General features: G+C 63.6%; 20 protein-coding genes. 6 read left to right on the forward strand and 14 right to left on the reverse strand.

Features of this window, described 5'->3' with window-relative positions; translation table 11 throughout:
* Nucleotides 1-5: 5 nt before the first annotated feature.
* Both AAFN84_RS09810 and irrA read right to left on the reverse strand, forming a co-directional pair.
* On the reverse strand, nt 6-2,183 hold the full coding sequence (locus AAFN84_RS09810) for a malate synthase G (protein WP_347514370.1): 2,178 nt from the start codon (nt 2,181-2,183) through the stop codon (nt 6-8).
* A gap of 132 nt (nt 2,184-2,315) precedes the next feature.
* Nucleotides 2,316-2,741 (reverse strand): iron response transcriptional regulator IrrA, encoded by a 426-nt coding sequence (gene irrA / locus AAFN84_RS09815; RefSeq protein WP_347514371.1) that lies wholly within the window; start codon nt 2,739-2,741, stop codon nt 2,316-2,318.
* Nucleotides 2,742-2,997: 256 nt separating this feature from the next.
* Between irrA and fabA the strand changes: the two genes are divergently transcribed.
* The 4 genes from fabA to AAFN84_RS09835 all read left to right on the forward strand — a co-directional run bounded on the left by fabA (nt 2,998) and on the right by AAFN84_RS09835 (nt 7,237).
* Nucleotides 2,998-3,513: a 3-hydroxyacyl-[acyl-carrier-protein] dehydratase FabA gene (fabA, locus tag AAFN84_RS09820; RefSeq protein WP_347514372.1), complete on the forward strand. Its 516-nt coding sequence runs from the start codon at nt 2,998-3,000 to the stop codon at nt 3,511-3,513.
* A 53-nt stretch (nt 3,514-3,566) separates the two neighbouring features.
* On the forward strand, nt 3,567-4,787 hold the full coding sequence (gene fabB, locus AAFN84_RS09825; RefSeq protein WP_347514373.1) for a beta-ketoacyl-ACP synthase I: 1,221 nt from the start codon (nt 3,567-3,569) through the stop codon (nt 4,785-4,787).
* A 13-nt stretch (nt 4,788-4,800) separates the two neighbouring features.
* A complete protein-coding gene (fabI, locus tag AAFN84_RS09830; RefSeq protein ID WP_347514374.1) occupies nt 4,801-5,607 on the forward strand; it encodes an enoyl-ACP reductase FabI in 807 nt (268 codons plus the stop codon).
* 94 nt (nt 5,608-5,701) lie between these two features.
* Nucleotides 5,702-7,237, forward strand: a complete 1,536-nt coding sequence (locus AAFN84_RS09835) for a bifunctional diguanylate cyclase/phosphodiesterase (RefSeq protein WP_347514375.1) — start codon at nt 5,702-5,704, stop codon at nt 7,235-7,237.
* A gap of 4 nt (nt 7,238-7,241) precedes the next feature.
* Here the strand turns inward: AAFN84_RS09835 and AAFN84_RS09840 are convergent, their stop codons facing one another.
* The 10 genes from AAFN84_RS09840 to rimP form a co-directional block, all read right to left on the reverse strand.
* Nucleotides 7,242-8,264, reverse strand: a complete 1,023-nt coding sequence (locus tag AAFN84_RS09840; RefSeq protein WP_347514376.1) for a class I SAM-dependent methyltransferase — start codon at nt 8,262-8,264, stop codon at nt 7,242-7,244.
* 78 nt (nt 8,265-8,342) lie between these two features.
* Nucleotides 8,343-10,493, reverse strand: a complete 2,151-nt coding sequence (gene pnp, locus AAFN84_RS09845) for a polyribonucleotide nucleotidyltransferase (protein WP_347514377.1) — start codon at nt 10,491-10,493, stop codon at nt 8,343-8,345.
* A gap of 281 nt (nt 10,494-10,774) precedes the next feature.
* Nucleotides 10,775-11,044, reverse strand: coding sequence for a 30S ribosomal protein S15 (rpsO, locus tag AAFN84_RS09850; RefSeq protein ID WP_347514378.1), 270 nt, complete (start codon nt 11,042-11,044; stop codon nt 10,775-10,777).
* Between the two features lie 158 nt (nt 11,045-11,202).
* A complete protein-coding gene (locus AAFN84_RS09855; protein ID WP_347514379.1) occupies nt 11,203-12,930 on the reverse strand; it encodes an HWE histidine kinase domain-containing protein in 1,728 nt (575 codons plus the stop codon).
* A gap of 64 nt (nt 12,931-12,994) precedes the next feature.
* Complete coding sequence (gene truB, locus AAFN84_RS09860; RefSeq protein WP_347514380.1) at nt 12,995-13,987, reverse strand: tRNA pseudouridine(55) synthase TruB; 993 nt, start codon at nt 13,985-13,987, stop codon at nt 12,995-12,997.
* Nucleotides 13,987-14,394 (reverse strand): 30S ribosome-binding factor RbfA, encoded by a 408-nt coding sequence (rbfA, locus tag AAFN84_RS09865; protein ID WP_347514381.1) that lies wholly within the window; start codon nt 14,392-14,394, stop codon nt 13,987-13,989. Before rbfA ends, truB begins: the two co-directional genes overlap by 1 nt.
* Before the next feature lie 111 nt (nt 14,395-14,505).
* A complete protein-coding gene (gene infB, locus AAFN84_RS09870) occupies nt 14,506-17,073 on the reverse strand; it encodes a translation initiation factor IF-2 (protein ID WP_347514382.1) in 2,568 nt (855 codons plus the stop codon).
* Nucleotides 17,070-17,723: an RNA-binding protein gene (locus AAFN84_RS09875; protein WP_347515098.1), complete on the reverse strand. Its 654-nt coding sequence runs from the start codon at nt 17,721-17,723 to the stop codon at nt 17,070-17,072. Before AAFN84_RS09875 ends, infB begins: the two co-directional genes overlap by 4 nt.
* Before the next feature lie 33 nt (nt 17,724-17,756).
* Entirely contained in the window at nt 17,757-19,370 is a 1,614-nt protein-coding gene (nusA, locus tag AAFN84_RS09880; RefSeq protein ID WP_347514383.1) for a transcription termination factor NusA, read from the reverse strand.
* 46 nt (nt 19,371-19,416) lie between these two features.
* Complete coding sequence (gene rimP / locus AAFN84_RS09885; protein ID WP_347514384.1) at nt 19,417-20,037, reverse strand: ribosome maturation factor RimP; 621 nt, start codon at nt 20,035-20,037, stop codon at nt 19,417-19,419.
* A gap of 216 nt (nt 20,038-20,253) precedes the next feature.
* Here rimP and AAFN84_RS09890 point away from each other — a divergent pair, with 216 nt between their 5' ends.
* Entirely contained in the window at nt 20,254-21,099 is an 846-nt protein-coding gene (locus AAFN84_RS09890; protein WP_347514385.1) for a YiiX/YebB-like N1pC/P60 family cysteine hydrolase, read from the forward strand.
* A 15-nt stretch (nt 21,100-21,114) separates the two neighbouring features.
* On the opposite strand, the gene AAFN84_RS09895 is transcribed toward AAFN84_RS09890, so the two are convergent.
* A complete protein-coding gene (locus tag AAFN84_RS09895) occupies nt 21,115-22,272 on the reverse strand; it encodes a PQQ-dependent sugar dehydrogenase (protein WP_347514386.1) in 1,158 nt (385 codons plus the stop codon).
* Nucleotides 22,273-22,587: 315 nt separating this feature from the next.
* On the opposite strand from AAFN84_RS09895, the gene AAFN84_RS09900 reads away from it, so the two are divergent.
* Nucleotides 22,588-23,694, forward strand: coding sequence for a GGDEF domain-containing protein (locus tag AAFN84_RS09900; protein ID WP_347514387.1), 1,107 nt, complete (start codon nt 22,588-22,590; stop codon nt 23,692-23,694).
* Here the strand turns inward: AAFN84_RS09900 and AAFN84_RS09905 are convergent, their stop codons facing one another.
* Nucleotides 23,695-24,033: a hypothetical protein gene (locus AAFN84_RS09905; RefSeq protein WP_347514388.1), complete on the reverse strand. Its 339-nt coding sequence runs from the start codon at nt 24,031-24,033 to the stop codon at nt 23,695-23,697.
* Nucleotides 24,034-24,183: the final 150 nt, after the last annotated feature.

Genomic DNA, 24,183 nt, shown 5'->3' on the forward strand with positions numbered 1-24,183 from the left:
CTCCCCTACGAGGCGCGATTGCGCGCCTTGAGCTCGAGCCTGCGCGCGTGGAGCACCGGCTCGGTATAGCCGCTGGGCTGTTCACGGCCCTTGAAGACCAGGTCGAGCGCGGCAAGAAACGCGATCGAACTGTCGAAGTCGGGCGCCATCGGCCGATAGAGCGGATCGTCATGGTTCTGCCGGTCCACCACCGACGCCATGCGCTTCATGGTCTCCATCACCTGGTCGCGCGTGCAAACGCCGTGATGCAGCCAGTTGGCGATGTGCTGCGAGGAAATGCGCAGCGTGGCGCGGTCCTCCATCAGGCCGACATCGTTGATGTCGGGCACCTTGGAGCAGCCGACGCCCTGGTCGATCCAGCGCACGACATAGCCGAGGATGCCCTGCGCATTGTTGTCCAGCTCATGCTGGATTTCCTCCGGCGTCCAGTTCGGACGCGGCGCAACCGGCACGGAAAGGATGTCCGAGAGCTTCGCCCGTCCACGGGTTTTCAGTGCCTCCTGAACGGCGTGCACATCAACCTTGTGATAGTGGGTGGCATGCAGGGTGGCAGCCGTCGGCGACGGCACCCAGGCGGTGTTGGCGCCTGCCTTGGGGTGGCCGATCTTCTGCTCCAGCATCGCAGCCATCAGGTCCGGCATGGCCCACATGCCCTTGCCGATCTGGGCATGGCCCGACAGGCCGCATTCCAGCCCGATATCGACATTCCACGCCTCGTAGGCGGAAATCCACGAAGCCTGCTTCATGTCGCCCTTGCGGATCATCGGGCCGGCTTCCATCGAGGTGTGGATCTCGTCGCCGGTGCGATCGAGGAACCCGGTATTGATGAAGACGACACGGCTGGCTGCCGCGCGGATCGCTTCCTTGAGGTTCACCGTCGTGCGGCGTTCCTCGTCCATGATGCCCATCTTCATCGTGTTGGGCGCCATGCCGAGCATGGCCTCGACCCTGCTGAAGAGTTCGGACGCGAACGCGACCTCTTCCGGCCCATGCATCTTGGGCTTCACGACATACATCGAGCCGGCTCGGGAATTGGCGCGACGGCCATTCGGGCCGATGTCGTGCAGCGCGATCAGCGCCGTGATCGCGGCATCCATGATGCCTTCGGGAATTTCGTGACCGTCATCCAGCAGGATCGCCGGATTGGTCATCAGGTGCCCGACATTGCGCACCAGCATCAGCGAGCGCCCGGGCAGGGAAATCTGCGCTCCGTCGGCAGCCGTGTAATCACGGTCTGCGTTCAGTGTGCGCGTGAACGTCTTGCCGACTTTGTCGATCTCCTCTGCAAGGTCGCCCCTCATCAAGCCGAGCCAATTGCGGTAGACGACGACCTTGTCTTCCGCGTCGACGGCTGCGACGGAATCCTCGCAATCCTGAATGGTGGTCAGCGCGGATTCAAGCAGGACATCGGCGATGCCCGCCTTGTCGGACTTGCCGATCGAGTGATCGCGGTCGATGACGATTTCGAGATGCAGGCCATTCCTTTTCAGCAGGATCGAAGTGGGGGCGGACGCATCTCCCCTATGGCCAGCCAACTGCGTACCATCGACCGGCCCCGTGATGCGGCCATCCTCCAGCGTGACCGCGAGGCGCCCCATGGCGACATCGAAGCTCTTGGCGTCCGACCAGCTCGCTCGATCCAGCGGCGCGCTGTCGTCGAGGAAAGATCGCGCCCAGGCGATGACCTTCTCGCCGCGCTTCGGATTGTAGCCCTTGCCCTTCTCCGCGCCGTCCGTTTCCGGGATCGCGTCGGTGCCGTAAAGCGCGTCGTAGAGCGAGCCCCAGCGCGCATTGGCGGCGTTGAGCGCGTAGCGCGCATTCATCACCGGCACGACGAGCTGCGGGCCGGCGAGCGTCGCGATCTCGGGATCGACATTCTCGGTGGAAACCGCAAAGGCGGGTCCCTCGGGCAGCAGATAGCCGATGTCGCGCAGGAACGCCTCGTAGACCGCCATATCCGAGGGCGCGCCATTGGCGCGATGCCATTCGTCGATCTTTGCCTGAAGCTCTTCGCGCCGAGCCAGAAGAGCGCGGTTCTTCGGCGCCAGTTCTCTGGCGACCGCGGAAAATCCCGACCAGAAGGCTTCACGGTCCACGCCGGTTCCGGGCAAGGCCTCGTTGTCCACGAATGCAAGCAGTTCGGGTGCGACCTTCAGGCCGTGGATCTCGACGTGCTCGCTCATTCGCTTCTCCTCCGCTGTATGGGCTCGCCAGGCTCGGTCAGCAGCTTTCACCACGCAGGGAACGCGCGGTCAATCCGGATACAATGCGAGAGATTTTCAACGCGATCGGAAACAAGGCGTCGGGGCGCGGCGTCAGGCGCTCCGGGGACGGATGCGCACGATGATGTCGACGTTGACGATTTCCATGCCCTCGGGCGGCTCGGGCAGGTTGTGGACGGAGACCGGCCCGGTCTCGATGTCCATGACGCGGTTCTCACCTTCGATGAAAAAGTGATGGTGGTCGGAAGTGTTGGTGTCGAAATAGGTCTTTGCGCCTTCGACCGCCAGGATACGCAACAGCCCCACCTCGGTGAACTGATGCAGCGTATTGTAGACGGTCGCAAGCGAAACGGCGACGCCGGCCACCAGCGCTTCTTCGTGCAATTCTTCGGCGGAAAGGTGCCGATCGCCCTTGGCAAACAGCAGATCGGCGAGCGCAACGCGTTGTCGCGTCGGCCGCAAACCGGCTTCACGCACACGCTTCTCGATATAGGCGCTCTGGCTGCTGTTGGTTTCCATCAAGCGGATGCTCATCCTTTTCGGGGCGTCAAACGACCGGCGGCGGGACATTTCTTTGTCTCGCCATCCTCCCACCATATATTCCGTCACGGATATACGATCAATAGTGGCACATTGACCCCCCGACCGGGGCGGGATAGAGCGCCTCGGCTGTTTCCCGACAGAAACAGTCTGTGATAGGGGGAATGCGTCGACACGCGACGCAGGCGCGATCAATCGGCCGCCAGGGGCTGACGGGGACGAGAGAACGGGATTCATGTTCGAACAGAAATCGAGCTACGACTACGAAGAACTGCTGGCCTGCTCGCGCGGCGAGCTTTTCGGCCCGGGCAACGCGCAGCTTCCCGCGCCTCCGATGCTGATGTTCGACCGCATCACCGAAGTCAGCGAGACGGGCGGCGAGTTCGACAAGGGCTTCATCCGCGCCGAACTCGACATAAAGCCGGACCTGTGGTTCTTCCCCTGCCATTTTCCCGGCAATCCGATCATGCCGGGCTGCCTTGGCCTCGACGCCATGTGGCAGCTCACCGGCTTCTTCCTCGGCTGGCTTGGCGAGCCCGGCAAGGGCATGGCGCTGTCGACCGGCGAGGTCAAGTTCAAGGGAATGGTCACGCCGTCGGTCAAGAAGGTCGAGTATGGCGTCGACTTCAAGCGCGTGATGCGCGGCCGCCTCGTGCTCGGAACCGCCGATGGCTGGCTGAAGGCCGATGGCGAACCTATCTACAAGGCCACGGACCTGCGGGTGGGCCTGTCCAAGCAGGAAGCCGCCTGAGCCGCGACGACCATTGCGGTCCGCCAGTCCACGCATAGATGAGGGAGCCTTTCATGAGACGTGTAGTCGTAACGGGGATCGGCATCGTTTCCGCGATTGGAAATGACGCCGATGAAGTGCAGGCCTCGCTGCGGGATGCGAAATCGGGCATTTCGTTCTCGAGTGACTTTGCCGAGCACGGCTTCCGCAGCCAGGTCTGGGGCATGCCGACGCTCGACCCCACCGATCTCGTCGACCGGCGCGCCATGCGCTTCCTGCACAAGGGCGGCGCCTGGAACCATGTGGCCATGCAGCAGGCCATTGCTTCCGCAGGGCTCGAAGAAGGCGACATCACCAACGAGCGCACCGGCATCATCATGGGGTCGGGTGGTCCATCGACCAGCACGATCGTGGAAGCCGCCGCGATAACGGAAAAGAACAACAGCCCGAAGCGCATCGGGCCGTTCGCCGTGCCGAAGGCGATGTCTTCCACCGCATCGGCGACGCTTGCCACCTGGTTCAAGATCCACGGCGTCAACTATTCGATCTCGTCGGCCTGCTCGACCTCCGCGCACTGCATCGGCAATGCCTACGAGCTGATCCAATGGGGCAAGCAGGACGTCATCTTCGCCGGCGGCCACGAGGATCTCGACTGGACGATGTCGAACCTGTTCGACGCGATGGGCGCGATGTCATCGAAGTACAACGACACGCCGGCATCAGCCTCGCGCGCCTATGACACAAGCCGGGACGGTTTCGTCATCGCAGGCGGCGCCGGCGTTCTCGTTCTGGAAGAGCTGGAACACGCCAAGGCGCGCGGCGCGAGAATTTACGCCGAAGTGACCGGTTATGGCGCGACCTCGGACGGCTACGACATGGTGGCCCCGTCCGGCGAAGGCGCGATCCGCTGCATGCGGCAGGCACTTGCTACGGTGGAAGGCGACGTCGACTACGTCAACACCCATGGCACCTCCACGCCTGTCGGCGACTCCAGGGAGATGGGCGCGATCCGCGAGGTGTTCGGCGACAAGCTGCCGCACATCGCGTCGACCAAGTCCCTCACCGGGCATTCGCTGGGTGCGGCGGGCGTGCAGGAATCCATCTATTCGATCCTGCAGATGCAGGGCGGCTTCATCGGCGAAAGCGCGCATATCACCGATCTCGATCCCGAGTTCGAGGGCATGCCGATCGTGCGCAAGCGCATCGACGATGCCAAGATCGATACCGTGCTCTCCAATTCCTTCGGGTTCGGCGGCACCAATGCAACGCTGGTGTTCCAGCGTTACCAGGGTTGACCGGAGGAGCAGCATGGACGGTCTGATGAAAGGCAAGCGCGGCCTCGTCATGGGTGTCGCCAACGATCACTCCATTGCCTGGGCGATCGCCCAGCAGCTCGCAGCCCAAGGCGCGGAAATGGCCTTCACCTATCAGGGTGAAGCGTTCGGCCGGCGCGTCAAGCCGCTGGCTGCGCAGGTGGGCGCCAATCTCGTGCTGCCATGCGATGTCGAGGACAGCGCGACCGTGGACGCCGTGTTCGACACGCTGAAGGCGGAATGGGGCTCGATGGACTTCCTCGTCCATGCGATCGGCTTTTCGGACCGCAACGAGCTCAAGGGGCTCTATGCCGACACCAGCCGCGACAATTTCGTGCGCACGATGGTGATCTCCTGCTACTCGTTCACGGAAGTTGCGCGCGGCGCGGCAAAGCTGATGGGCGATGGCGGATCGATGATCACGCTGACCTATGCTGGCTCGATGCGCGTCATGCCGAACTACAACGTCATGGGCGTGGCCAAGGCGGGCCTGGAAGCCAGCGTGCGCTACCTCGCCAACGATTATGGCCCGCGCGGGATCCGCGTCAACGGCCTGTCGGCCGGTCCGGTCCGCACCCTTGCCGGCGCCGGCATATCCGATGCGCGGCTGATGTACACCTATCAGCAGCGTAATTCGCCGCTGCGCCGCTCGATCACGCCGGAAGAGGTCGGCAAGTCGGCGCTGTACCTGCTCTCCGACATGTCATCGGCGGTAACCGGCGAAATTCACTATGTCGACTCCGGCTACCATGTCGTTTCCATGCCGACGCTGGACGAGTTGAAGCGCACTGACGACGAATGAGCGATTTTCATCTTTTGTGAGAATTGTAGCCATCGACGGCAACGGTTTTTAAGACATCATCGCTATATCATGCCATTGTTCAGGGGACCTTGGCATGAACGGGACGACCATTCATCCGGCGAGAAGTACCACTTTTCGCCTGCTCACCATCGCGGCGTCGGGCATCGGCAGCTTCATGCTCGGCCTGTGGGGGCTGAAGTTCGGCTTTGGTGGCCACATCGCCGGTTTGCCGGCGGACGTGCTGGGTGCCGTGCTAGCCGCGCTGTGCGCGCTGTCGGCCGCGCTGGCGGCAATGTCGTTCTTCGCCGGGGTGGATGAATCGGCCACCTATGTCTACCAGGAAACCCAGATCGACAAGCTGACAGGGCTGCATGCCCGTACCGCGATGGTCGGCAAGATCGCCGAGGCCGCGTCGGCCACCATCCGCAGTGGCGAGCCGATGTTCCTGATCGACATTGACATCGACCGCTTCAAGCAGATCAACGATTCCATCGGCTACAGCCAGGGCGATCAGCTCATCCGCGCGTTCGCCAAGCGCCTACGGGAGCTCTTGCCAGAGCAGACTGAGATGGGGCGCATCGGTGCCGGCGAATTTTCGGTGCTGGTGCCCGACACCGCCGAGCTCGGACCGGTGGACCGCCTGGTGGAAGGCCTGATCGAAGAGCTGATGAAGCCCTACCAGCTACCCTCGCACCTGCAATCGGTGAACATTGCCGTGGGTATCGTGGCGATGCCGAAGGACGGGCTCGACCCGGTCATCCTGTTGCGGCGCTCGAACCTGGCGCTGCAGCATGCGCGCGCGGCCGGCATCGGCAACTGGTCGGTGTTTCATCAGGAGATGGGGCTCGTCGCCGAATACCGGCAATGGATCGAGTCGGAGCTGCACACCGCGTTCCTGCGCGGCGACTTCGAAGTGCACTACCAGCCGCAACTCGACCTCGTCAGCGGGCGTACCGTGGGCTACGAGGCGCTGGTGCGCTGGCGGCATCCGGAGCGCGGCATGATCCCGCCGCAGGAGTTCGTGCAGATCGCCGAAGAGACCGGCATGATCGGCGTGATCGGCAACTGGGTGCTGCAGAAGGCTTGCAAGGACGCCACGCTGCTGCCGCCGGACTGTTTCGTGGCGGTGAACATCTCGCCGGTGCAGTTCATGAACAAGGACTTCCTCGACCGGGTTCGCGAGACGATCCGAGACAGCGGCATCAAGCCCGAGCGGCTCGAACTCGAGGTGACCGAGACCGCGATGATGCAGGACCGTGGCCGAGCCGCGCACATCCTCAACGAACTCGCGGCCATGGGGATCTCGGTCGCGGTGGACGATTTCGGCACCGGCTATTCCAACCTGTCCTACCTGATCGATTTCTCGTTCAAGAAGTTGAAGATCGACCAGTCCTTCGTGCGCCGGCTGGAGACGGACGCCAATTCGGGCGCCGTGGTCTCGACGATCGTCGGACTGTCGCGAGCGCTAGGCGTGCATACGATCGCCGAAGGCGTCGAGACGGAGAACCAGGCCACGCTGCTCCGCGCTGCCGGCTGCGACGTGGTGCAGGGCTACCTGTTCGGCAAGCCCGGCCCGATCGTCGTGCGCGCTGACCAGGTCCAGCCGGTCTACAAAGCCGCGGTCAACTGACGGTTCAGCGCACGGCCCACAAGACCTTGAATTTCTCGTCGCGTATGATCTCGCCGGAACGGGCGAATGCGTTCGCCAGGACCGGCTCATAGGGCAGCGTACGGTTTGAGACGAGGTAGAGCCGCCCTGACGGCTTGAGCGCGGCGGACGCGGCGCGGATCATGGCCTCGCCGAGCGATGGCTCGGCCGCCCTGCCCTGATGGAATGGCGGATTCATGATCACCGCATCATAGCGGCGCTCGACAGGCTCGGCGAGCAGATCGTACCAGAGCACGCGGCATTCCAGGTGCGCGGCCAGATTGGTCATGTTCGCCTTGGCGGCAACGCAGGCCGAAAAGCTGGATTCGAACAGCGTGAGCGCTGTGACGGACGGTGCACGTTGCGCGAGCCGCACCGACAGATAGCCCCAGCCCGCCCCGAAATCGGCGACTTCGCCGCGGATGTCCGAGGGCAGATTGTCGGCGAGCAGCTTCGAGCCGGCATCGACATGGGCCTGTGAGAATACGCCGGGGACCGTGAGGAAACCGCCATCCAGGATGAGCGGCGGATTTGCCGCCTCAAGCGCCTCGACGGCCGCATCTGCATCGGGCGTGCGGATCAGCCAGAAAACGACGCCATGGCTCTTGGAAGCATGGTCTTCAACCGCCAGAAGCGACGCCATGCGCTTGCGCAGGCTGGCCGCGCCGTCGGTCTTGCCGCCGGCAATGACGATGCGCCCGCCGATACGGGTGCGCTTCAGCGCTTCGGCGATCCAGAGCTCGTTCTGTCCGCGATGACGCCCGGCAAGCACGAGCGTGAGGTCATAGTTCTCGCCGTCGGCCTGCGGCTGCAGCGCATGCGCGCCACCTTCGAGAGCCCGAAAGGCGGGACGGAGATCCTGTTGCAGCGAAATCGCGCCCGGAAAGCCCTCGGGCAGGCGGAAACCCGGCGCGGCGTTGAGAAAGAATACGCGCGCGGCTTCGCCCGGGGCCTCCAGCAGACCCGCGTCGAAGGGATGAAACAGCGTCTTCAAAGATCCGTCGTTCATCGACGGTGCCTCCTGGAAAATGAAAAACGGACGCGGCCTCCCGGCCGCGCCCGTTTTCAGTTCGTTACGGTGAACAGATCAGGCGTCAGCCTCTTCGGCGTCTTCCGTCTTCTTATCCCTGGCGATCTCCTTGCCGGTCGTCTGGTCGACAACCTTCATGGACAGGCGGACCTTGCCACGCTCGTCGAAGCCCATGAGCTTGACCCAGACCTTGTCGCCTTCCTTGACGACGTCGGTGGTCTTCTGCACGCGTTCGCTGGCGAGCTGCGAGATGTGGACCAGGCCGTCCTTGGGACCGAAGAAGTTGACGAACGCGCCGAAATCAGCGGTCTTGACGACCGTGCCTTCGTAGATCTCGCCCACTTCCGGCTCCGCGACGATGGTGTGGATCCACTTCTTCGCCGCCTCGATCTCCTTGGCGTTGGACGAAGCGATCTTCACGGTGCCGTCGTCCTCGATGTTGATCTTGGCGCCGGTCTTCTCGACGATCTCGCGGATCACCTTGCCACCGGAACCGATCACGTCACGGATCTTATCGGTCGGGATGTTCATCACCTCGATGCGGGGTGCGAACTCGCCGAGTTCCGAACGGCCCTCGGTGATTGCCTTGCTCATTTCGACGAGGATGTGCTCGCGACCGCCCTTGGCCTGCTCCAGCGCGGCCTTCATGATCTCTTCCGTGATACCGGCGATCTTGATGTCCATCTGCAGCGAGGTGATGCCGGCGGTGGTGCCGGCGACCTTGAAGTCCATGTCGCCGAGGTGATCCTCGTCGCCGAGGATGTCGGACAGCACGGCGAAACGCTCGCCTTCGAGGATGAGGCCCATGGCAATGCCGGCAACCGGCTTGGCCAGCGGCACGCCTGCATCCATCAGTGCCAGCGAGGTGCCGCAGACGGTGGCCATCGACGACGAACCGTTGGATTCGGTGATCTCGGACACCACACGCAGCGTGTAGGGAAACTGATCAGCGGCGGGAAGCATCGGATGAATGGCGCGCCAGGCGAGCTTGCCGTGGCCGATCTCGCGGCGGCCGGGCGAACCCATGCGACCCGTTTCACCGACCGAATAGGGCGGGAAGTTGTAGTGCAGGAGGAAGGTTTCCTTGCGGGTGCCGGTCAGTTCGTCGACGAACTGCTCGTCCTCGCCGGTGCCGAGCGTGGCAACCACGATGGCCTGCGTCTCACCACGGGTGAACAATGCCGAGCCGTGGGTGCGCGGCAGGAGGCCGACTTCGGAAACGATCGGACGGACCGTCTTGAGGTCGCGGCCATCGATACGGCTGCCGGTGTCGAGGATGTTCCAGCGCACGATCTTGGCCTGGAGCTCCTTGAACACGGAACCGACCTGTTCGGGCGTCCATGTGGTCTCGTCCGCGCCTTCGGGGAGCAGCGTCGCCTTGACCTTGGCCTTGGCGGCGTCGACGGCGGCGTATCGGGCCTGCTTGTCGGTGATCTTGTAGGCGGCGCGCAGTTCGTCCTCGACGAGGCCGAGCATGGTGGATTCCAGCTCCGACAGATCGGTGACGGAATGGTCGCGCGGCTCCTTGGCTGCAACTTCGGCGAGCTTGATGATCGCGTCGATGACCGGCTGGAACGCCTTGTGGCCGAACATCACGGCGCCGAGCATCACTTCCTCGGACAGCTCGTGCGCCTCGGACTCGACCATCATCACCGCGTCGGTCGTGCCGGCCGTGACGAGATCGAGCTTGGATTCCGGCATTTCATCGAGGTGCGGGTTGAGCACATACTCGCCGCCGATGTAGCCAACGCGCGCAGCGGCGATCGGGCCCATGAAGGGCACGCCCGACAGGGTCAGCGCCGCTGAGGTGGCGACCATGGCCAGAACGTCGGGATCGTTTTCGAGATCGTGCTGGACGACGGTGACCACGATCTGCGTGTCGTTCTTGTAGCCGTCGGCAAACAGCGGACGGATCGGGCGGTCGATCAGGCGAGACGTAAGCGTCTCCTTTTCGCTCGGCCGTCCCTCACGCTTGAAGAAGCCGCCCGGGATCTTGCCGGCGGCGAAGGTCTTTTCCTGATAGTTGACGGTGAGCGGGAAGAAGTCGAGGCCGGGCTTGGGCTCCTTCATGGAGACGACGGTGGCCAGAACGACGGTCTCGCCATAGGTGGCGAGCACCGCGCCGTCAGCCTGACGGGCGATCTTGCCGGTCTCCAGGATGAGCGGACGACCGCCCCACTCGATTTCCACTTTGTGGTGATTGAACATGTGTTGTCCTTCAATGCGGGAAGGCGCCGCGCTGCCCTTTGCAGCGCGCAATACCATCCCTGGCTTCGTTGCAGGACGAGCCACGGGCAAGACAACGGGACGCTTCTCTTTCTGAACGGGCGACGGTCATCCGCCGAAAGCGCCCTGCAATCCTGCCCCATGACCCTGTCCCGGGGCGGCTCCGACATACTGCCTTTTCCAAACGCGGAGCCGATTGGGCCGCCACCGGCCCTTGATGATCGACCGGCGGGAGCCCTGAGGCACCCGCCGGTCAAACTGCTTTAGCGGCGCAGGCCGAGCTTCTCGATCAGCGTCTGGTAGCGCGCTTCATCCTTGCGCTTGAGATAGTCAAGCAGGCTGCGGCGCTGGGAGACGAGGGCGAGCAGACCACGACGGGAATGGTTGTCCTTCTTGTGGTCCTTGAAGTGCTCGGTAAGGTTACGGATGCGCTCGGAAAGGATCGCGACCTGAACTTCCGGAGAACCGGTATCGTCCTTCTTGGTCGCGAATTCCGTCATCAGTTCCTGTTTACGCTCTGCGGTAATCGACATCGCGCTTTTCCTTTTCATGTTGGAGGAAACGGGTCGCCCACGGCCAGGATGTCGTCCAGCAGGGGCCAGTACACATGCGCTACTGGAGCGGATGTTGGGCGGCATATAGTGGAAATCGCCGTGGATTGCCAGCGAAATGATGCATTTGCGGGCGGGGCTCAGCCGGCCCCCGACGCGTCCTCGACTTCGTTCTGCTCGGGGCCAATCTTTTCGATCGGGATGGAGAAGCGCATCTCGAGACCATTGCGATGGAACACCCGTTCGATCTTGGCGCCGAGAGCTCCACCAAGCATGCGCTCGATAACCTCGGTCCCAAAGCCCGTCGTCGGCCTCGCCTTGCGGCGCAGCCGTGGCACCTGTTCACGCCATACCAGCTCCAGATTGTCGCCCGCAGCCTTCCAGTTGACCGCCAGCCGCCCATCATTGGAGGCGAACGCACCATATTTCGCGGCATTCGTCGCCAACTCGTGAAGCGCCAGCCCAAGCGTCTGCGCCGCCTGGTTCGAAAGACGGAAGGGAGGACCCTTGATGTCGAGACGCTCCGCCTCGCTGGGCTGGAACGGCTCGATCTGCGCCCGGATCAGTTCCTGGAGCTCGACGCCTGCGACGCCGCCGGCGATGAGCAGGTCGGTCGAACGCGCCAGACCCTGGATACGCTTCTGGAAGCTGTCGTGGAAACCGGGCAATGTCCGCGCGTGCCGCGCGGTCTGCTTGGCAATCGAGGACACAACCGTGAGCTGGTTCTTCGAGCGGTGCGCGACCTCGCGCATCAGGAAGCGTATCTCGTTGAGGGCCGCCTGGCGGTCACTCGAGGCTTGTGCCATCGCGAAGGACACGGTGGCGATTTCCTGCACCGGATAGTTGACCGCCTGGACGTTCTCGCCGGCGCCGAGGCGTTGCGCATCGCGAGCGAGCCTTCGGATCGGGGTCGCGATCTGCCGCCCCAGCAGCCATGCCAGCACGACACCGATGGCAATGATCGCCACGCCTCCGAGCACCAGCAGACGCAACGAGCGCGCCATGGGCGCATGGATGACCGATGTCGGAGCCCATACGATGGTCTGCCACCCGCTGAGGGGCGAGACCGACTGGATCTTCTCGTAGGACGCCCCTTCGATCGAGACCTGCCGGCGGATCGTACCCTCCGTCGGCTCCAGCGTCTCAGCGAGAAGGAAGGGCTTGCCGATATCCGAGCTCAGGAACGAGGAGGACAGGACCGTGCCCTCGCGGTCCGTGATGACCGCGTTCCATCCTCCGCGAAGATTGCCGCTGCCGAGCGCACTGGTGAGATGCTCGGCATCGTGGGCGATGATCAGCAGGCGTGCGGGAGCAAAGCGCTCGGGCAGCGGGAGGATGACGTTGAAGACCCAGTTCTGCGCCGTCTCGCCATAGAATGCGTTCGATACCTGCGGCTCCAGCGTCGCCAGCGCGCGCGCCGCTGTTTCCGTGTCGGCGATCCTGCCAAGCGGAGTACCGTATGGCACGCGCGTGTTGATCAGTTGTTGCAGGCTTTCGTCCGTGACGATCAGATGAGACCCGCTGTCGCGGAGCGCATTGCGCGCACGAAAATAGAAATCGGCAAGGTTGCCTTCTTCAAGGGGCTGCGAAGTGGAAAGGACCCGCAGCGTCGTGAGCGTGCCCGAGAGTTGCCGATCCACGGTCTCGGAGATCGATCCGGCCGTGGCCTCGGCAAGCGAGGTCAGCATGTCCTGCTGCGCCTGATTGTTGCGCTGGAGCAGTACCAGGGCAAAAACCAGCGCGGGAACAAGCATCGCGGCCATTAACAGCGACAATATGGTGATGATGGAAATGCGCTTCGGGCTCAAGGCGGCCGGCACCTCGGCTACGGGGTCGTCCGGTCTCGCGTTGGTCGTATCGGAGGGCAATTCGGCATCCTTACATCCGCGAAGCAGACAATGCCCGCAAGATCGCTTGCGTTCCAGACCAAAATCAGCCCGCGAACACCCGCTTCGGCTTGAACATGCCTGCCTCTATGGCGCCGATCGCAACCAGGCGGCCATGCGCGAATGCGCAGGCCTCGTCGGCCTCCACCGGGGCATCGCGCCCCCGCACGATCACCGGATTGCCCAGGCGCAGCCGTCCGGCCGCGTCGTCGTTTATGATCACCTGGGGAAGGCAATCCAGCGCCGCGCCGGTGTCCATCAGCAAGGCGTCGAGCGCCTTCCATTGCTCGGGGCCGGGCCGTGGCGAGCGCGGACGCTCGTCGCCCTCCACCGGTTCCGGCTGTGGGATGGGCGGCGACGCGGCGATAGCCGCGTCGATGTCTTCCATGGTGACGAGATCGTCGGCGGTGAAGGGATCCACCTCGGTGCGACGCAGATAGGAGATGTGCCCGAAGCAGCCGAGATCACGGCCGATGTCGCGCGCCAGCGAGCGCACATAGGTGCCCTTGCCGCATTCGATCTCGAAGATCGCTGAATTGACGTCGGGGATTTCGATCAGGTCGAAGCGGCCGATCTCGACCTCGCGCGCCGGAATCTCGACGGTCGCTCCGTCGCGCGCAAGGTCGTAGGCGCGCTCGCCAGCGATCTTGATGGCGGAAAACTGCGGCGGCGTCTGCATGATGACGCCCGTATAGGCGGGCATCACGGCGCGGATGGCAGCCTCATCGGGCCGAAGATCGGACACCGCGGTAACCGCGCCTTCGAGATCGTCGGTGGAACGCTCCTGCCCCCAGGCGACGGTGAAGCGGTAGACCTTGGCCCCGTCCTGGACATAGGGCACGGTCTTGGTCGCCTCGCCCAGCGCGATCGGCAACATGCCGGAAGCAAGCGGATCGAGCGTGCCGGCGTGGCCCGCCTTCTCGGCACCGAACAGCCATTTGATCTTCGACACAGCCTCGGTCGAGCCCATGCCGTGGGGCTTGTCGAACACCAGCCAGCCGGAAACCGGGCGGCCCTTCTTCTTGCGTTGGCGGGACATCAATTCTCTTCCTGGTCGTCGGAGTCGAGATCGCGTGCGACTTCGGGCGAGCGCAGCAATTGATCTATCCTGGCCATGTTGTCGTAGCTGGAATCGAGCCGGAAGCGGAATTCCGGCATGTATTTCATCTGTTTCAGGGCGCCGGAGACCCGGCCACGAATGAACTTGGCATTCTGGGCCAGGGCCTTGATGACGGCCTGGTCATCCTTGGCGGCGAGCGGCGCAACATAGGCCGTGGCGATCTTCAGATCCGTAGACATGCGGACCTCGGATACGGAGATCACGGTGGCCTCTATGAGGTCGTCGCGCACCTCGCCGCGCTGGAGCACGTCGGCAAGCGCATGACGAACCTGTTCGCCGACGCGAAGTTGGCGCTGGGAGGGGCCGGAACTGGCAGAGCGGGGCATTGCAGGTTTCCTTGCTCGCGGAAGCCCAGGATCGAACTGGGACACCGTTCAAAGCGCGCCTGGCGGCGGGATGTTCCCGCCGCCAGGCGATACACAACGACAGGGGCGCGATCAGAGCGTCCGCGTCACCATCTCGACGCGGAAGGCTTCGATGACATCGCCGACGCGCATGTCTTCGTAGTTGGCGAAGGCCATGCCACACTCCTGGCCGCCCGGCACCTCGGACACTTCGTCCTTGAAGCGCTTGAGCGTCTTGAGCGTGCCTTCGTGGATGACGACGTTGTCGCGGATGAGGCGAACGCCCGCACCACGTTCCATCTTGCCTTCCGTGACACGGCAACCCGCCACCTTGCCGACCTTGGTGATGTTGAACACTTCGAGAATCTCGGCATTGCCGATGAAGGTCTCGCGGCGCTCCGGCGACAGAAGGCCGGACATGGCCGCCTTTATGTCATCCACGAGGTCGTAGATGATGTTGTAGTAGCGGATCTCGATGCCGTTCTGCGCCGCCGCGTCACGCGCCTGCTTGTTGGCACGCACGTTGAAGCCGATGATCGCGGCACCCGACGTCTCGGCCAGCGAGATGTCGCTTTCGGTGATCGCGCCGGCTCCGGCGTGGACGATGCGCGCCCGGACCTCGTCGGTGCCGAGCTTGTCGAGCGCGCTGACGATCGCCTCGATCGAACCCTGCACGTCGCCCTTGATGACGAGCGGGAATTCCTTGAGCCCGCTGGTCTGGAGCTGCGACATCATCTGCTCGAGCGAACCGCGCTGGCCGGCCTGGCGGGCCACTGCCTTCTCGCGGGCAAGACGCTGGCGGTACTCGGAAATCTCGCGGGCACGCGCCTCGTTCTCCACAACCGCGAAGCGATCGCCTGCCTGCGGCGTTCCCTGCAGGCCGAGAACCTCGACCGGCGTGGATGGGAGCGCTTCCTTGAGCTGTTCGCCGCGATCGTCGACCAGCGCGCGGACACGGCCCCACTCGTTGCCGGCAACCACGATGTCGCCGATCTTGAGTGTTCCGGTCTGCACCAGGATGGTGGCGACCGGACCACGGCCCTTGTCGAGCTTGGCCTCGATGACCACGCCTTCGGCGGTACGGTCGGGATTGGCCTTGAGATCGAGAAGCTCCGACTGCAGAAGGATCGCCTCGAGCAGCTTGTCGAGATTGAGCTTCTTGGTTGCCGAGACCTCGACGTCGAGAACCTCGCCGCCCATCGACTCCACGAACACCTCGTGCTGGAGCAACTGGTTGCGAACCTTCTGCGCATCGGCCGAAGGCTTGTCGATCTTGTTGATCGCCACGATGATCGGCACACCGGCCGCCTTGGCATGGCTGATGGACTCGATCGTCTGCGGCATCACGCTGTCGTCGGCCGCGACCACGAGGATCGCGATATCGGTCGCCTGCGCGCCGCGGGCACGCATGGCGGTGAAGGCAGCGTGGCCGGGCGTATCGATGAAGGTGATCTTCTGGCCGTTCTGCTCAACCTGGTAGGCACCGATGTGCTGGGTGATGCCACCGGCCTCGCCCGAAACGACATTGGCGTTTCGGATCGCGTCGAGCAACGAGGTCTTGCCGTGATCGACGTGGCCCATGATGGTCACGACCGGCGGACGAGACTTCAGATCCTCGGACTTGTCCTCGATGTTGAACATGCCTTCTTCGACGTCGGACTCGGCAACGCGGCGAACCGTGTGGCCAAATTCGCTGGCGATGAGCTCGGCCGTATCGGCGTCGATGACGTCGCCCGGCTTCATCATCTGGCCCTGCTTCATGAAGAACTTGACGACATCCACCGCCCGCTCGGCCATACGCTGAGCAAGTTCCTGGATGGTGATCGTCTCCGGCAGGATGACCTCGCGCATGATCTTCTCACGCGGCTCGTTGTGCATCGCGCGCTTGAACTTCTCCTGGCGGCGACGCATCGACGACAGCGAGCGCCCACGCGCCTCGTCGCCCGACAAAGCCGCGTTGAGGGTCAGCTTGCCGCGACGACGATCGTCCTCGCCCTTGGTCTTGGTGGGCTTGGGAGCTGCAACCTCGGGCTTGACCGGACCACGCCTGACGGCAGCGGCGGTGGCGCCACGCGGCTTCTTCTCTTCCTCGTCCTCGACCATGGCCGGCGTCTCGGCAGCGGGCGCGCGACGGCGTGCTTCCTCTTCCGAACGGCGGCGCGCATCGGCCTCTGCCTGCAGACGGGCTTCTTCCTCGGCCTGACGGCGCGCAGATTCCTCACGCTCGCGACGACGGCGTTCGTCTTCTTCGCTGCGGCGCTGGGCTTCCTCGACGGCACGCTTGCGGTCTTCGACCTCGCGAACCTTGGAATCCTGCAACGCGCGACGGCGCGCTTCCATCTCGTCGTTAGAGAGCTCGTTGAGAACCATGCCCGAACGCGAAACCGACGGGGTCGGCGGCGTCGGACGCGGCGCGACCTGCGCCTGCGGCGGCACGGGCGCCTGCGGCGCGCGCGGCTTCAACGTCACCGCTGGCTGCGGCGCGTCCTGCTTTTCGCCAGGCAGCGCAAACTTGCGCTTCTTGGTTTCGACGACCACTGCTTTCGTGCGTCCGTGCGAGAAGTTCTGCCGCACGGTGCCCTGCTCAGTGCCGGGCCGCTTCAGCGTCAGCGTCTTCTTCGTGTTCACACTCAGCGTCTTGTCGTCTTTGGTATCGCTCATTCCGTATCCTCTGCTGCGGCGTCATCATGATCGCCGGTCGCCGCAACCGCAATCCGCTCGTCGGGGGTTCCGCCCCTGTATCGGTCAAGCGCCACCACGCGCTTAAGCACCGCCTTGCCGGTATCTCCGGCGAGCACGGCTGCATGTATCACATTTGCCCCCCCCAATGCCAAACCCAATTCGGCCTCCGAAAAGAGTTTGTACGAGGGTATGTCGGGGCCTTCCTGCCAGACTACGGCGCGGCGCGCCTGATCGATCTTGCGCACCCCATCCGGAGAGGCTTCAAGTGCGTGAACAACCAGCACCGCCTTCCCCGACCTGACCGCGCCCTCGACCTTCGCGGCGCCGAGCACCAGTTGGCCCGCCTTGCGAGCAAGCCCGAGCGAGCCGAGCACCGACTGGGCCAGAAGCCTGTCAACCAGCCCACCGAGATCCGCGGGCGGCTTAACCTGAGCCTTGAAGGCACGTGCAAACAAGTTCTTGCGCGTTGCCTCATCCACATGGGTCCGGTCAGCCGTGACCCAGCAACCACGTCCGGGGAGCCGCCTCTTAAGGTCGGGAACAACCGACATGTCGGGACCCGCCACGAAGCGCAGCAAGCCATCCGGCTCGCCTGCCCGGCGTGTCACTATACATGTGCGTTCGTTCATCTCGTTCAAGAGCTCTCCTGTCCGGACGCATGGTCATGCCCCGGCCGTTTCCTCTGCGACTTCCTGTTCGTCCTCGCCTTCGCTGTCGGCGACGAGGTCTTCTTCGGTGATCCAGCCCATGCGCAAGCGCGCTGCGACCACCATCTGTTCGGCCTCGGCGCGGCTGATGCCGAAATCGGCCAGCACGCCGGGGAAGAACTTGGTCTCGCCGTCCTTGCGCTCCTTCCAGCCGACAAGGTCGTCGACGGCGTAGCCGGCGAAGTCCTCGATCGTCTTCACGCCGTCCTCACCCAGCGCGACCATGATCGCGGTGGTGATGCCCGGCAGTTCGCGCAGTTCGTCCTCGACGCCCAGTTCACGGCGCTTCGCGTCGTGCTCGGCCTCGATCTTCTCGAGGTATTCGCGGGCGCGCATCTGGATTTCAGAGGCGGTGTCGTCGTCGAAACCATCGATCGACGAAATCTCGTCGGACTCGACATAGGCGACTTCCTCGACCGAGGTGAAGCCTTCCGAGGCAAGCACCTGGCCGACCATCTCGTCGACGTTGAGGGCATCCATGAACAGGTTGGAGCGCTCGACGAATTCCTTCTGGCGGCGCTCGCTCTCTTCCTGCTCGGTCAGGATGTCGATATCCCAACCGGTCAGTTGCGAGGCAAGGCGCACGTTCTGGCCACGGCGACCGATCGCCAGCGAGAGCTGGTCGTCGGGCACCACCACCTCGATGCGCTCGGCATCCTCGTCGAGCACCACCTTGGCAACTTCCGCCGGCTGCAGCGCATTGACGATGAAAGCGGCGGCGTCCTGCGACCATGGTATGATGTCGATCTTCTCGCCCTGGAGTTCGGCGACGACGGCCTGGACACGGGAACCGCGCATACCGACGCAGGCGCCGACCGGATCGATCGAGGAATCACGCGAGATGACGGCGATCTTGGCGCGCGAACCGGGGTCGCGGGCCACCGACTTGATCTCGATGATGCCGTCGTAAATTTCCGGCACTTCCATGTTGAACAGCTTCGCCATGAACTGCGGATGGGTGCGCGACAGGAAAATCTGCGGGCCGCGCTGCTCGCGGCGCACATCGTAGACATAGGCGCGGACGCGGTCGCCATATTTGAAGTTTTCGCGCGGGATCAGCTCGTCGCGACGGATGATCGCCTCGCCGCGGCCAAGGTCGACGACCACGTTGCCGTATTCGACCCGCTTGACCGTACCGTTGACGATCTCGCCGACGCGGTCCTTGTATTCGTCATACTGCCGGTCGCGCTCGGCCTCGCGCACCTTCTGCACGATGACCTGCTTGGCCGACTGGGCGGCAATGCGGCCGAAATCCATCGGCGGAAGCTGCTCGGCGATGAAATCGCCGACCTGAGCATCGGGATTGCGGGTGCGGGCATCGACCAGCGAAATCTCGCGGGCATATTCTTCTACCGTCTCGACGACCTCCAACAGGCGCTGAAGCTTCATCTCGCCGGTCTGCGCGTTGATGTCGGCGCGGATGTTCGTCTCCTGGCCATAGCGCGAGCGCGCCGCCTTCTGGATCGCATCGGCCATCGCAGCGATCACGATCTGCTTGTCGATCGACTTTTCGCGCGCGACCGCATCGGCGATCTGCAGAAGTTCCAGCCTGTTTGCACTGACTGCCATGTTGGTCTCCTCGGGCAATTCCGCCGGCATGCCGGCAGGTGCTCGTTCAGTTAGCGTTTTCGTCTTCGTCCTGCGCTTCGGCCTCGGCCTCGGCGCGCATCTTCTTGGCCTGCTTGTCCTTCTTCAGCGTTTCGCTGATGAGATCGTCGGTCAGGATAAGCTTGGCATCGCCGATCGCGTCCCACGGCACATGAACGACGGGTTCGTCGCCATAGCTTGCCTGGTCGCGCTCGATCGTCACGCCGTTCTCGTCGGTCGCGGCGATCTTGCCGCGAAAGCGCTTGCGCTCCGCCACCATCACCGCCGTCTCCATCTTGACCAGATGGCCAAGCGCTGCCTCGAAATCCGACTTGCGCACGAGCGGGCGGTCGATGCCAGGGGACGAGACTTCCAGGTGATACGCCTTGTCGATCGGATCTTCCACGTCGAGGACCGGCGATACCGCGCGGCTGACCGCTTCGCAATCCTCGACGGTCATGGTGCCGTCCGGCCTCTCGGCCATGATCTGCAGGGTCAACCCGTTCTGGCCCGAAAGATGCACACGCACGAGTCGGAAATCGATTGATTCAAGAACCGGCAGAATGATCTGCGCGACACGCGCGTCAATGCCCGTTTCCCGAATGAGGCGGTCGTCGCCTGTCTGTTGCTCAGCCATGGCCGATGTCATCTTGTCTCCAGCAGCCGGCGCCAACAAAAAAGAGCGGGACCGGGAGGACCCACTCTTCGCCTTACCGACCAAGAATTTGACGCTGATATAGACCAGAATCCGCGCCCTATCAAGGTCGAAGCCGCAATCGCCCACAAGCAGCCATGACGCTTTGCCCTTTGCGACGTGTCTTGATAGCGTGCGCCGCGATCAGGACAGGGCAGGCAGAGCCATTCGATGACACAGCAGAAGGACACCTTTCTCGACCGGCTCGGGCGGCTTCTCGCCCGCACGCTGCAGAGCGAATCGTCCGGATACCAGCCTTATACGCCGTCCGATCCAGAGACCCTGCTGCGGACGCTGCAGCCGGGCGACATCCTGCTGGTCGAGGGCAACCAGCGAATTTCGGCGGCGATCAAGTATCTGACGCAGTCGACGTGGTCGCACGCAGCGATCTATGTCGGCGACGCCCTGCCGGAAGACGACGCCGGCGGCGACCGGCCGCGCCTGGTCGAGGTCAATCTCGGCGAAGGCTGCGTCGCGGTGCCGCTGTCGAAATACCAGACCTACAACACGCGCATCTGCCGCGCGTCGGGACTGATGCCGGAAGACAGGCAGCATGTCGTCGACTTCATGATCTCGCGGATCGGCATACGCTACGACATGAAGAACATTGTCGACCTTCTGCGCTACTTCCTGCCCACGCCGCCGGTGCCGGTGCGGTGGCGGCGGCGCATGCTGGCGTTCGGGTCCGGTGACCCGACGCGGGCGATCTGCTCGTCGATGATCGCCGAAGCCTATGGCGAGATCAGCTATCCCATCCTGCCCGAAATCACGCTGGCACCCGGCCGCGCCTCGGCGCAGTCGAGCTATTCGCGCGAAGAAATCCTGCACATCCGGCATCACTCTCTCTATACGCCGCGCGACTTCGACCTCTCGCCCTATTTCCAGATCGTCAAACCGACGCTGATCTACGGGTTCGACTATCGTTCGCTGAACTGGGCGCAGGACAACCAGCGGCCTTCAACGCCGGAGGCTGAGCCGGAGGCATCGCAAGGGGATGCGACGCCGACCGGCTCTTGATGGTTCAGGGGTGACCTAGTCCTCGTTCGAGGCCGGGGCGATGCGCAGGATTTCGCCATTTGCTTCGTCGGTGGCGACATAAAGCGCACCGTCGGGTCCCTGCGCGACATCGCGGATGCGCAGGCCGAGATCCTCGAGCAGCCGCTCCTCGGAGGCGACCGTATCGCCATCGATGTCGAGCCTGACCAGAGCCGTGGAGGCAAGCCCACCGACGAACAGGTCGCCCTGCCAATCGGCGAATGCGTCTCCGGTGTAGAACGCCATGCCCGAGGGCGCGATGACGGGCGTCCACTGATAGACGGGGTCGACCATGCCTTCCGCCGAGCGCTCACCTTCGCCGATCGGGTCGCCACTGTATTCGACGCCATAGGTGACGAGCGGCCATCCGTAATTGGCACCGGGTTCGATGATGTTGAGTTCGTCGCCGCCCCTGGGTCCATGCTCGATCTCCCAAAGCACGCCGGTCTCCGGGTTCAGCGCCGCAGCCTGGACGTTTCGTACGCCATAGGCATAGATTTCCGGCAGGGCACCATCCTGATCGACGAAGGGATTGTCGTCGGGAACGGACCCGTCCGGATTGATGCGGACGATCTTGCCGAGGTGCGAATCGAGATCCTGGGCCTGACCGCGGAACTGCGCCGCAGACCGTTCGCCCAGAGTTACATAAAGGTGGCCTTCACCGTCGAAGACGAGGCGTGAGCCGAAATGGGCGGTGCTGTCGACCTTGGGTTCCTGGCGGAAAATCACCTCGACGTCATCCAGCGCCGTCATGTCGTCACTCAGAACGCCGCGTGCGACCGCCGTGCCGTTGCCGCCATCACCCGCTTCGGCGAAGCTGAGATAGACAAGCCGGTTTTCCTCGAAGTCGGGGTCGAGGGCCACGTCGAGCAGCCCGCCCTGGCCGCGGGCATCAACCTCTGGCGTCCCGGAAATGGCGTCGGACATCTCACCTTCGGCGCTGATGTGGCGCAACGCGCCCTCCTTCTCTGTCACCAGCATGCCGCCGTCCGGCAGGAAGGCGATCGCCCATGGATTGACGAGACCATCGGCGAGCGTCGATACTTGGATGGCTCCGCTTTCGGTCTCGAAGACCTCGTCCACCTGGGCCAGTGCGGGTACTGCGGCAAAGGCGGTGAGTGCGGTGGCGGCAAGCGGGATCGTGTGTCGGCGCATGAGATTTCCTTCCGTTTTTTCGGGCGTACTGAGGAGCTAAGGCCTCCCGAGAGGAAGGGTTCCGCCTCACAGATTGTTGATGTGGGATTGTGAACGCCTTGCGCGCAAAGACCCTGTGGCGACGGGTTTGCAAGGTTTCCCGCCGGCTAATACTTTAACTCGCGCTTAATTACGCTGCGTTAGCTTGATCTCACCGCGAAGCTTTGCTTAAGGCACTGGCGCGGGAACAATGTGATGGGCGCTTCGTTCGTGGCCCTGGGAGCAGGCATGCCTCGGGAGCCGCGCGATGCGTAGTATGGGGGTACTGGCGTAGCCATGACGGGTCAGACGATTCGAACACCGGATCAGGCCGAAGGACGCGCCGGGGATGGGGCAGCCAACCGGCCCGATGCCGCCACCTCCGTGGTGATCACGATGCGCCAGCTCGGGGTGCCGGGCCTGCCACGAAACTACGAACTTTTCTACGAGGCCATCACGGCGGGAAACCGGGAGCTCACGAACGCGCTTTCCGCTTTGGGCGGACGCCCGGCCCAGAAGCAGCTCGACGAAATCGCCCGCCGGTTCCTGCGACGCAAGGACGACAGTGTCGTCGACGAGGCGCATGTCAGGGTCGCTCACAAGCTCGACGAGATCATCAGCCTGCTCAAGAAGGAGCGCAGGTCGATGGAGACGTACGACCAGATCCTCGGCGAGACATCGCAGGGGTTGAGCGGCCGCCAGTCGATCTCGCGCGAATTCCTCGAAAAGATCATCAGCGTCACGGCCACCGCGACGAAGTCGTCAATCGCCAATCGCGAGCACACCGTGCTGTCGATTTCCGACAAGTCGGAGGAACTGCAGGAGGTCCGGCTGGAGCTGGAAGAGTACAAGCGGCTGGCCGACACCGACCCGCTGACGCAGCTCCACAATCGCCGCGCTTTCGACCGAACCATGTCGGCGATCTACGACAACAACCGCAACGTCGCATTCGGCGCGCTGATCCTTATCGACATCGACCGCTTCAAGTCGGTCAACGACCGCTTCGGCCACCCCGTCGGTGACCGCATCCTGCAGATCGTCGCCAACATCATTCGCGGCGGGGTGAAGGATGACGTGTTCATCGCCAGGACCGGGGGCGAGGAGTTCGCGCTGGTGCTGAACGGCATGGGCGAGGAGGCGGCGTTCCGGCTCGGCGATGAAATCCGCTCGGCGGTCGCGGAAGCGCCGTTCGTCAATGTTGGCAGCGGTACGAATTACGGACCGATCACCGTGTCGCTGGGGATCTGCATGGCGACGCAGGCACAGGACCCGGACGACCTGTACATCAAGGCGGATCGCGCGCTCTATGCCTCGAAGGCTGGCGGGCGGAACCGTACGACGCGTTTTTCTTCGCTGTCGGAAGGCAACTTCGTCAAGAACTGGCTGCTTTACCGCAAGGCTTGATCAGCGGGGCGACATATACGGCCCGACCGTGATCAAGGCGATGGCGGCGATGGCGGCTGCGATGCCGAGCCCCTGAACGAGGCCGACCTTCTCGTCGAACCAGACGACGGCGACGAGATTGACCGCGACGAGCTGGATGACGGCCGAAAGGCTGAGCGCGACACCCATACCGAATTCGCGGATCAAACGCAGCATGATCAGGTTGCCGGCGGTATAGAGCGCAAGGACCAGCGCGAGGCGCAGGTGACTGGGAGACATCGTCCAGCCCTTCGCCGCGCTTGCGGCCATGACGAAGATCGCCGTCGAGGCGCCAAGCTGCACCAGTCCAGACAAGGTCACTAAGGTTCTCCAACGATCGAGGAAGGCCGAAGCCTGATGCGGCAGATGCGCCGATCGCGTGGCGCCGTCAAGCCGCCAGCGGTCGCCAGCCGCAGCGGACAAGTGTGCCAGATGCACATTTCGTTAACCCTCCGTAAGGTGCTTGGACCT

It is taken from the genome of Mesorhizobium sp. CAU 1741, from assembly GCF_039839275.1.
Lineage (GTDB): Bacteria > Pseudomonadota > Alphaproteobacteria > Rhizobiales > Rhizobiaceae > Aerobium.

What these genes read in the sequence shown, in the direction of transcription:
- AAFN84_RS09810 (WP_347514370.1), bottom strand. Translation starts at nt 2,183, where the DNA reads ATGAGCGAGCACGTCGAGATCCACGGCCTGAAGGTCGCACCCGAACTG.
- irrA (WP_347514371.1), bottom strand. Translation starts at nt 2,741, where the DNA reads ATGGAAACCAACAGCAGCCAGAGCGCCTATATCGAGAAGCGTGTGCGT.
- fabA (WP_347514372.1), top strand. Translation starts at nt 2,998, where the DNA reads ATGTTCGAACAGAAATCGAGCTACGACTACGAAGAACTGCTGGCCTGC.
- fabB (WP_347514373.1), top strand. Translation starts at nt 3,567, where the DNA reads ATGAGACGTGTAGTCGTAACGGGGATCGGCATCGTTTCCGCGATTGGA.
- fabI (WP_347514374.1), top strand. Translation starts at nt 4,801, where the DNA reads ATGGACGGTCTGATGAAAGGCAAGCGCGGCCTCGTCATGGGTGTCGCC.
- AAFN84_RS09835 (WP_347514375.1), top strand. Translation starts at nt 5,702, where the DNA reads ATGAACGGGACGACCATTCATCCGGCGAGAAGTACCACTTTTCGCCTG.
- AAFN84_RS09840 (WP_347514376.1), bottom strand. Translation starts at nt 8,264, where the DNA reads ATGAACGACGGATCTTTGAAGACGCTGTTTCATCCCTTCGACGCGGGT.
- pnp (WP_347514377.1), bottom strand. Translation starts at nt 10,493, where the DNA reads ATGTTCAATCACCACAAAGTGGAAATCGAGTGGGGCGGTCGTCCGCTC.
- rpsO (WP_347514378.1), bottom strand. Translation starts at nt 11,044, where the DNA reads ATGTCGATTACCGCAGAGCGTAAACAGGAACTGATGACGGAATTCGCG.
- truB (WP_347514380.1), bottom strand. Translation starts at nt 13,987, where the DNA reads ATGTCCCGCCAACGCAAGAAGAAGGGCCGCCCGGTTTCCGGCTGGCTG.
- rbfA (WP_347514381.1), bottom strand. Translation starts at nt 14,394, where the DNA reads ATGCCCCGCTCTGCCAGTTCCGGCCCCTCCCAGCGCCAACTTCGCGTC.
- infB (WP_347514382.1), bottom strand. Translation starts at nt 17,073, where the DNA reads ATGAGCGATACCAAAGACGACAAGACGCTGAGTGTGAACACGAAGAAG.
- AAFN84_RS09875 (WP_347515098.1), bottom strand. Translation starts at nt 17,723, where the DNA reads ATGAACGAACGCACATGTATAGTGACACGCCGGGCAGGCGAGCCGGAT.
- nusA (WP_347514383.1), bottom strand. Translation starts at nt 19,370, where the DNA reads ATGGCAGTCAGTGCAAACAGGCTGGAACTTCTGCAGATCGCCGATGCG.
- rimP (WP_347514384.1), bottom strand. Translation starts at nt 20,037, where the DNA reads ATGACATCGGCCATGGCTGAGCAACAGACAGGCGACGACCGCCTCATT.
- AAFN84_RS09890 (WP_347514385.1), top strand. Translation starts at nt 20,254, where the DNA reads ATGACACAGCAGAAGGACACCTTTCTCGACCGGCTCGGGCGGCTTCTC.
- AAFN84_RS09895 (WP_347514386.1), bottom strand. Translation starts at nt 22,272, where the DNA reads ATGCGCCGACACACGATCCCGCTTGCCGCCACCGCACTCACCGCCTTT.
- AAFN84_RS09900 (WP_347514387.1), top strand. Translation starts at nt 22,588, where the DNA reads ATGACGGGTCAGACGATTCGAACACCGGATCAGGCCGAAGGACGCGCC.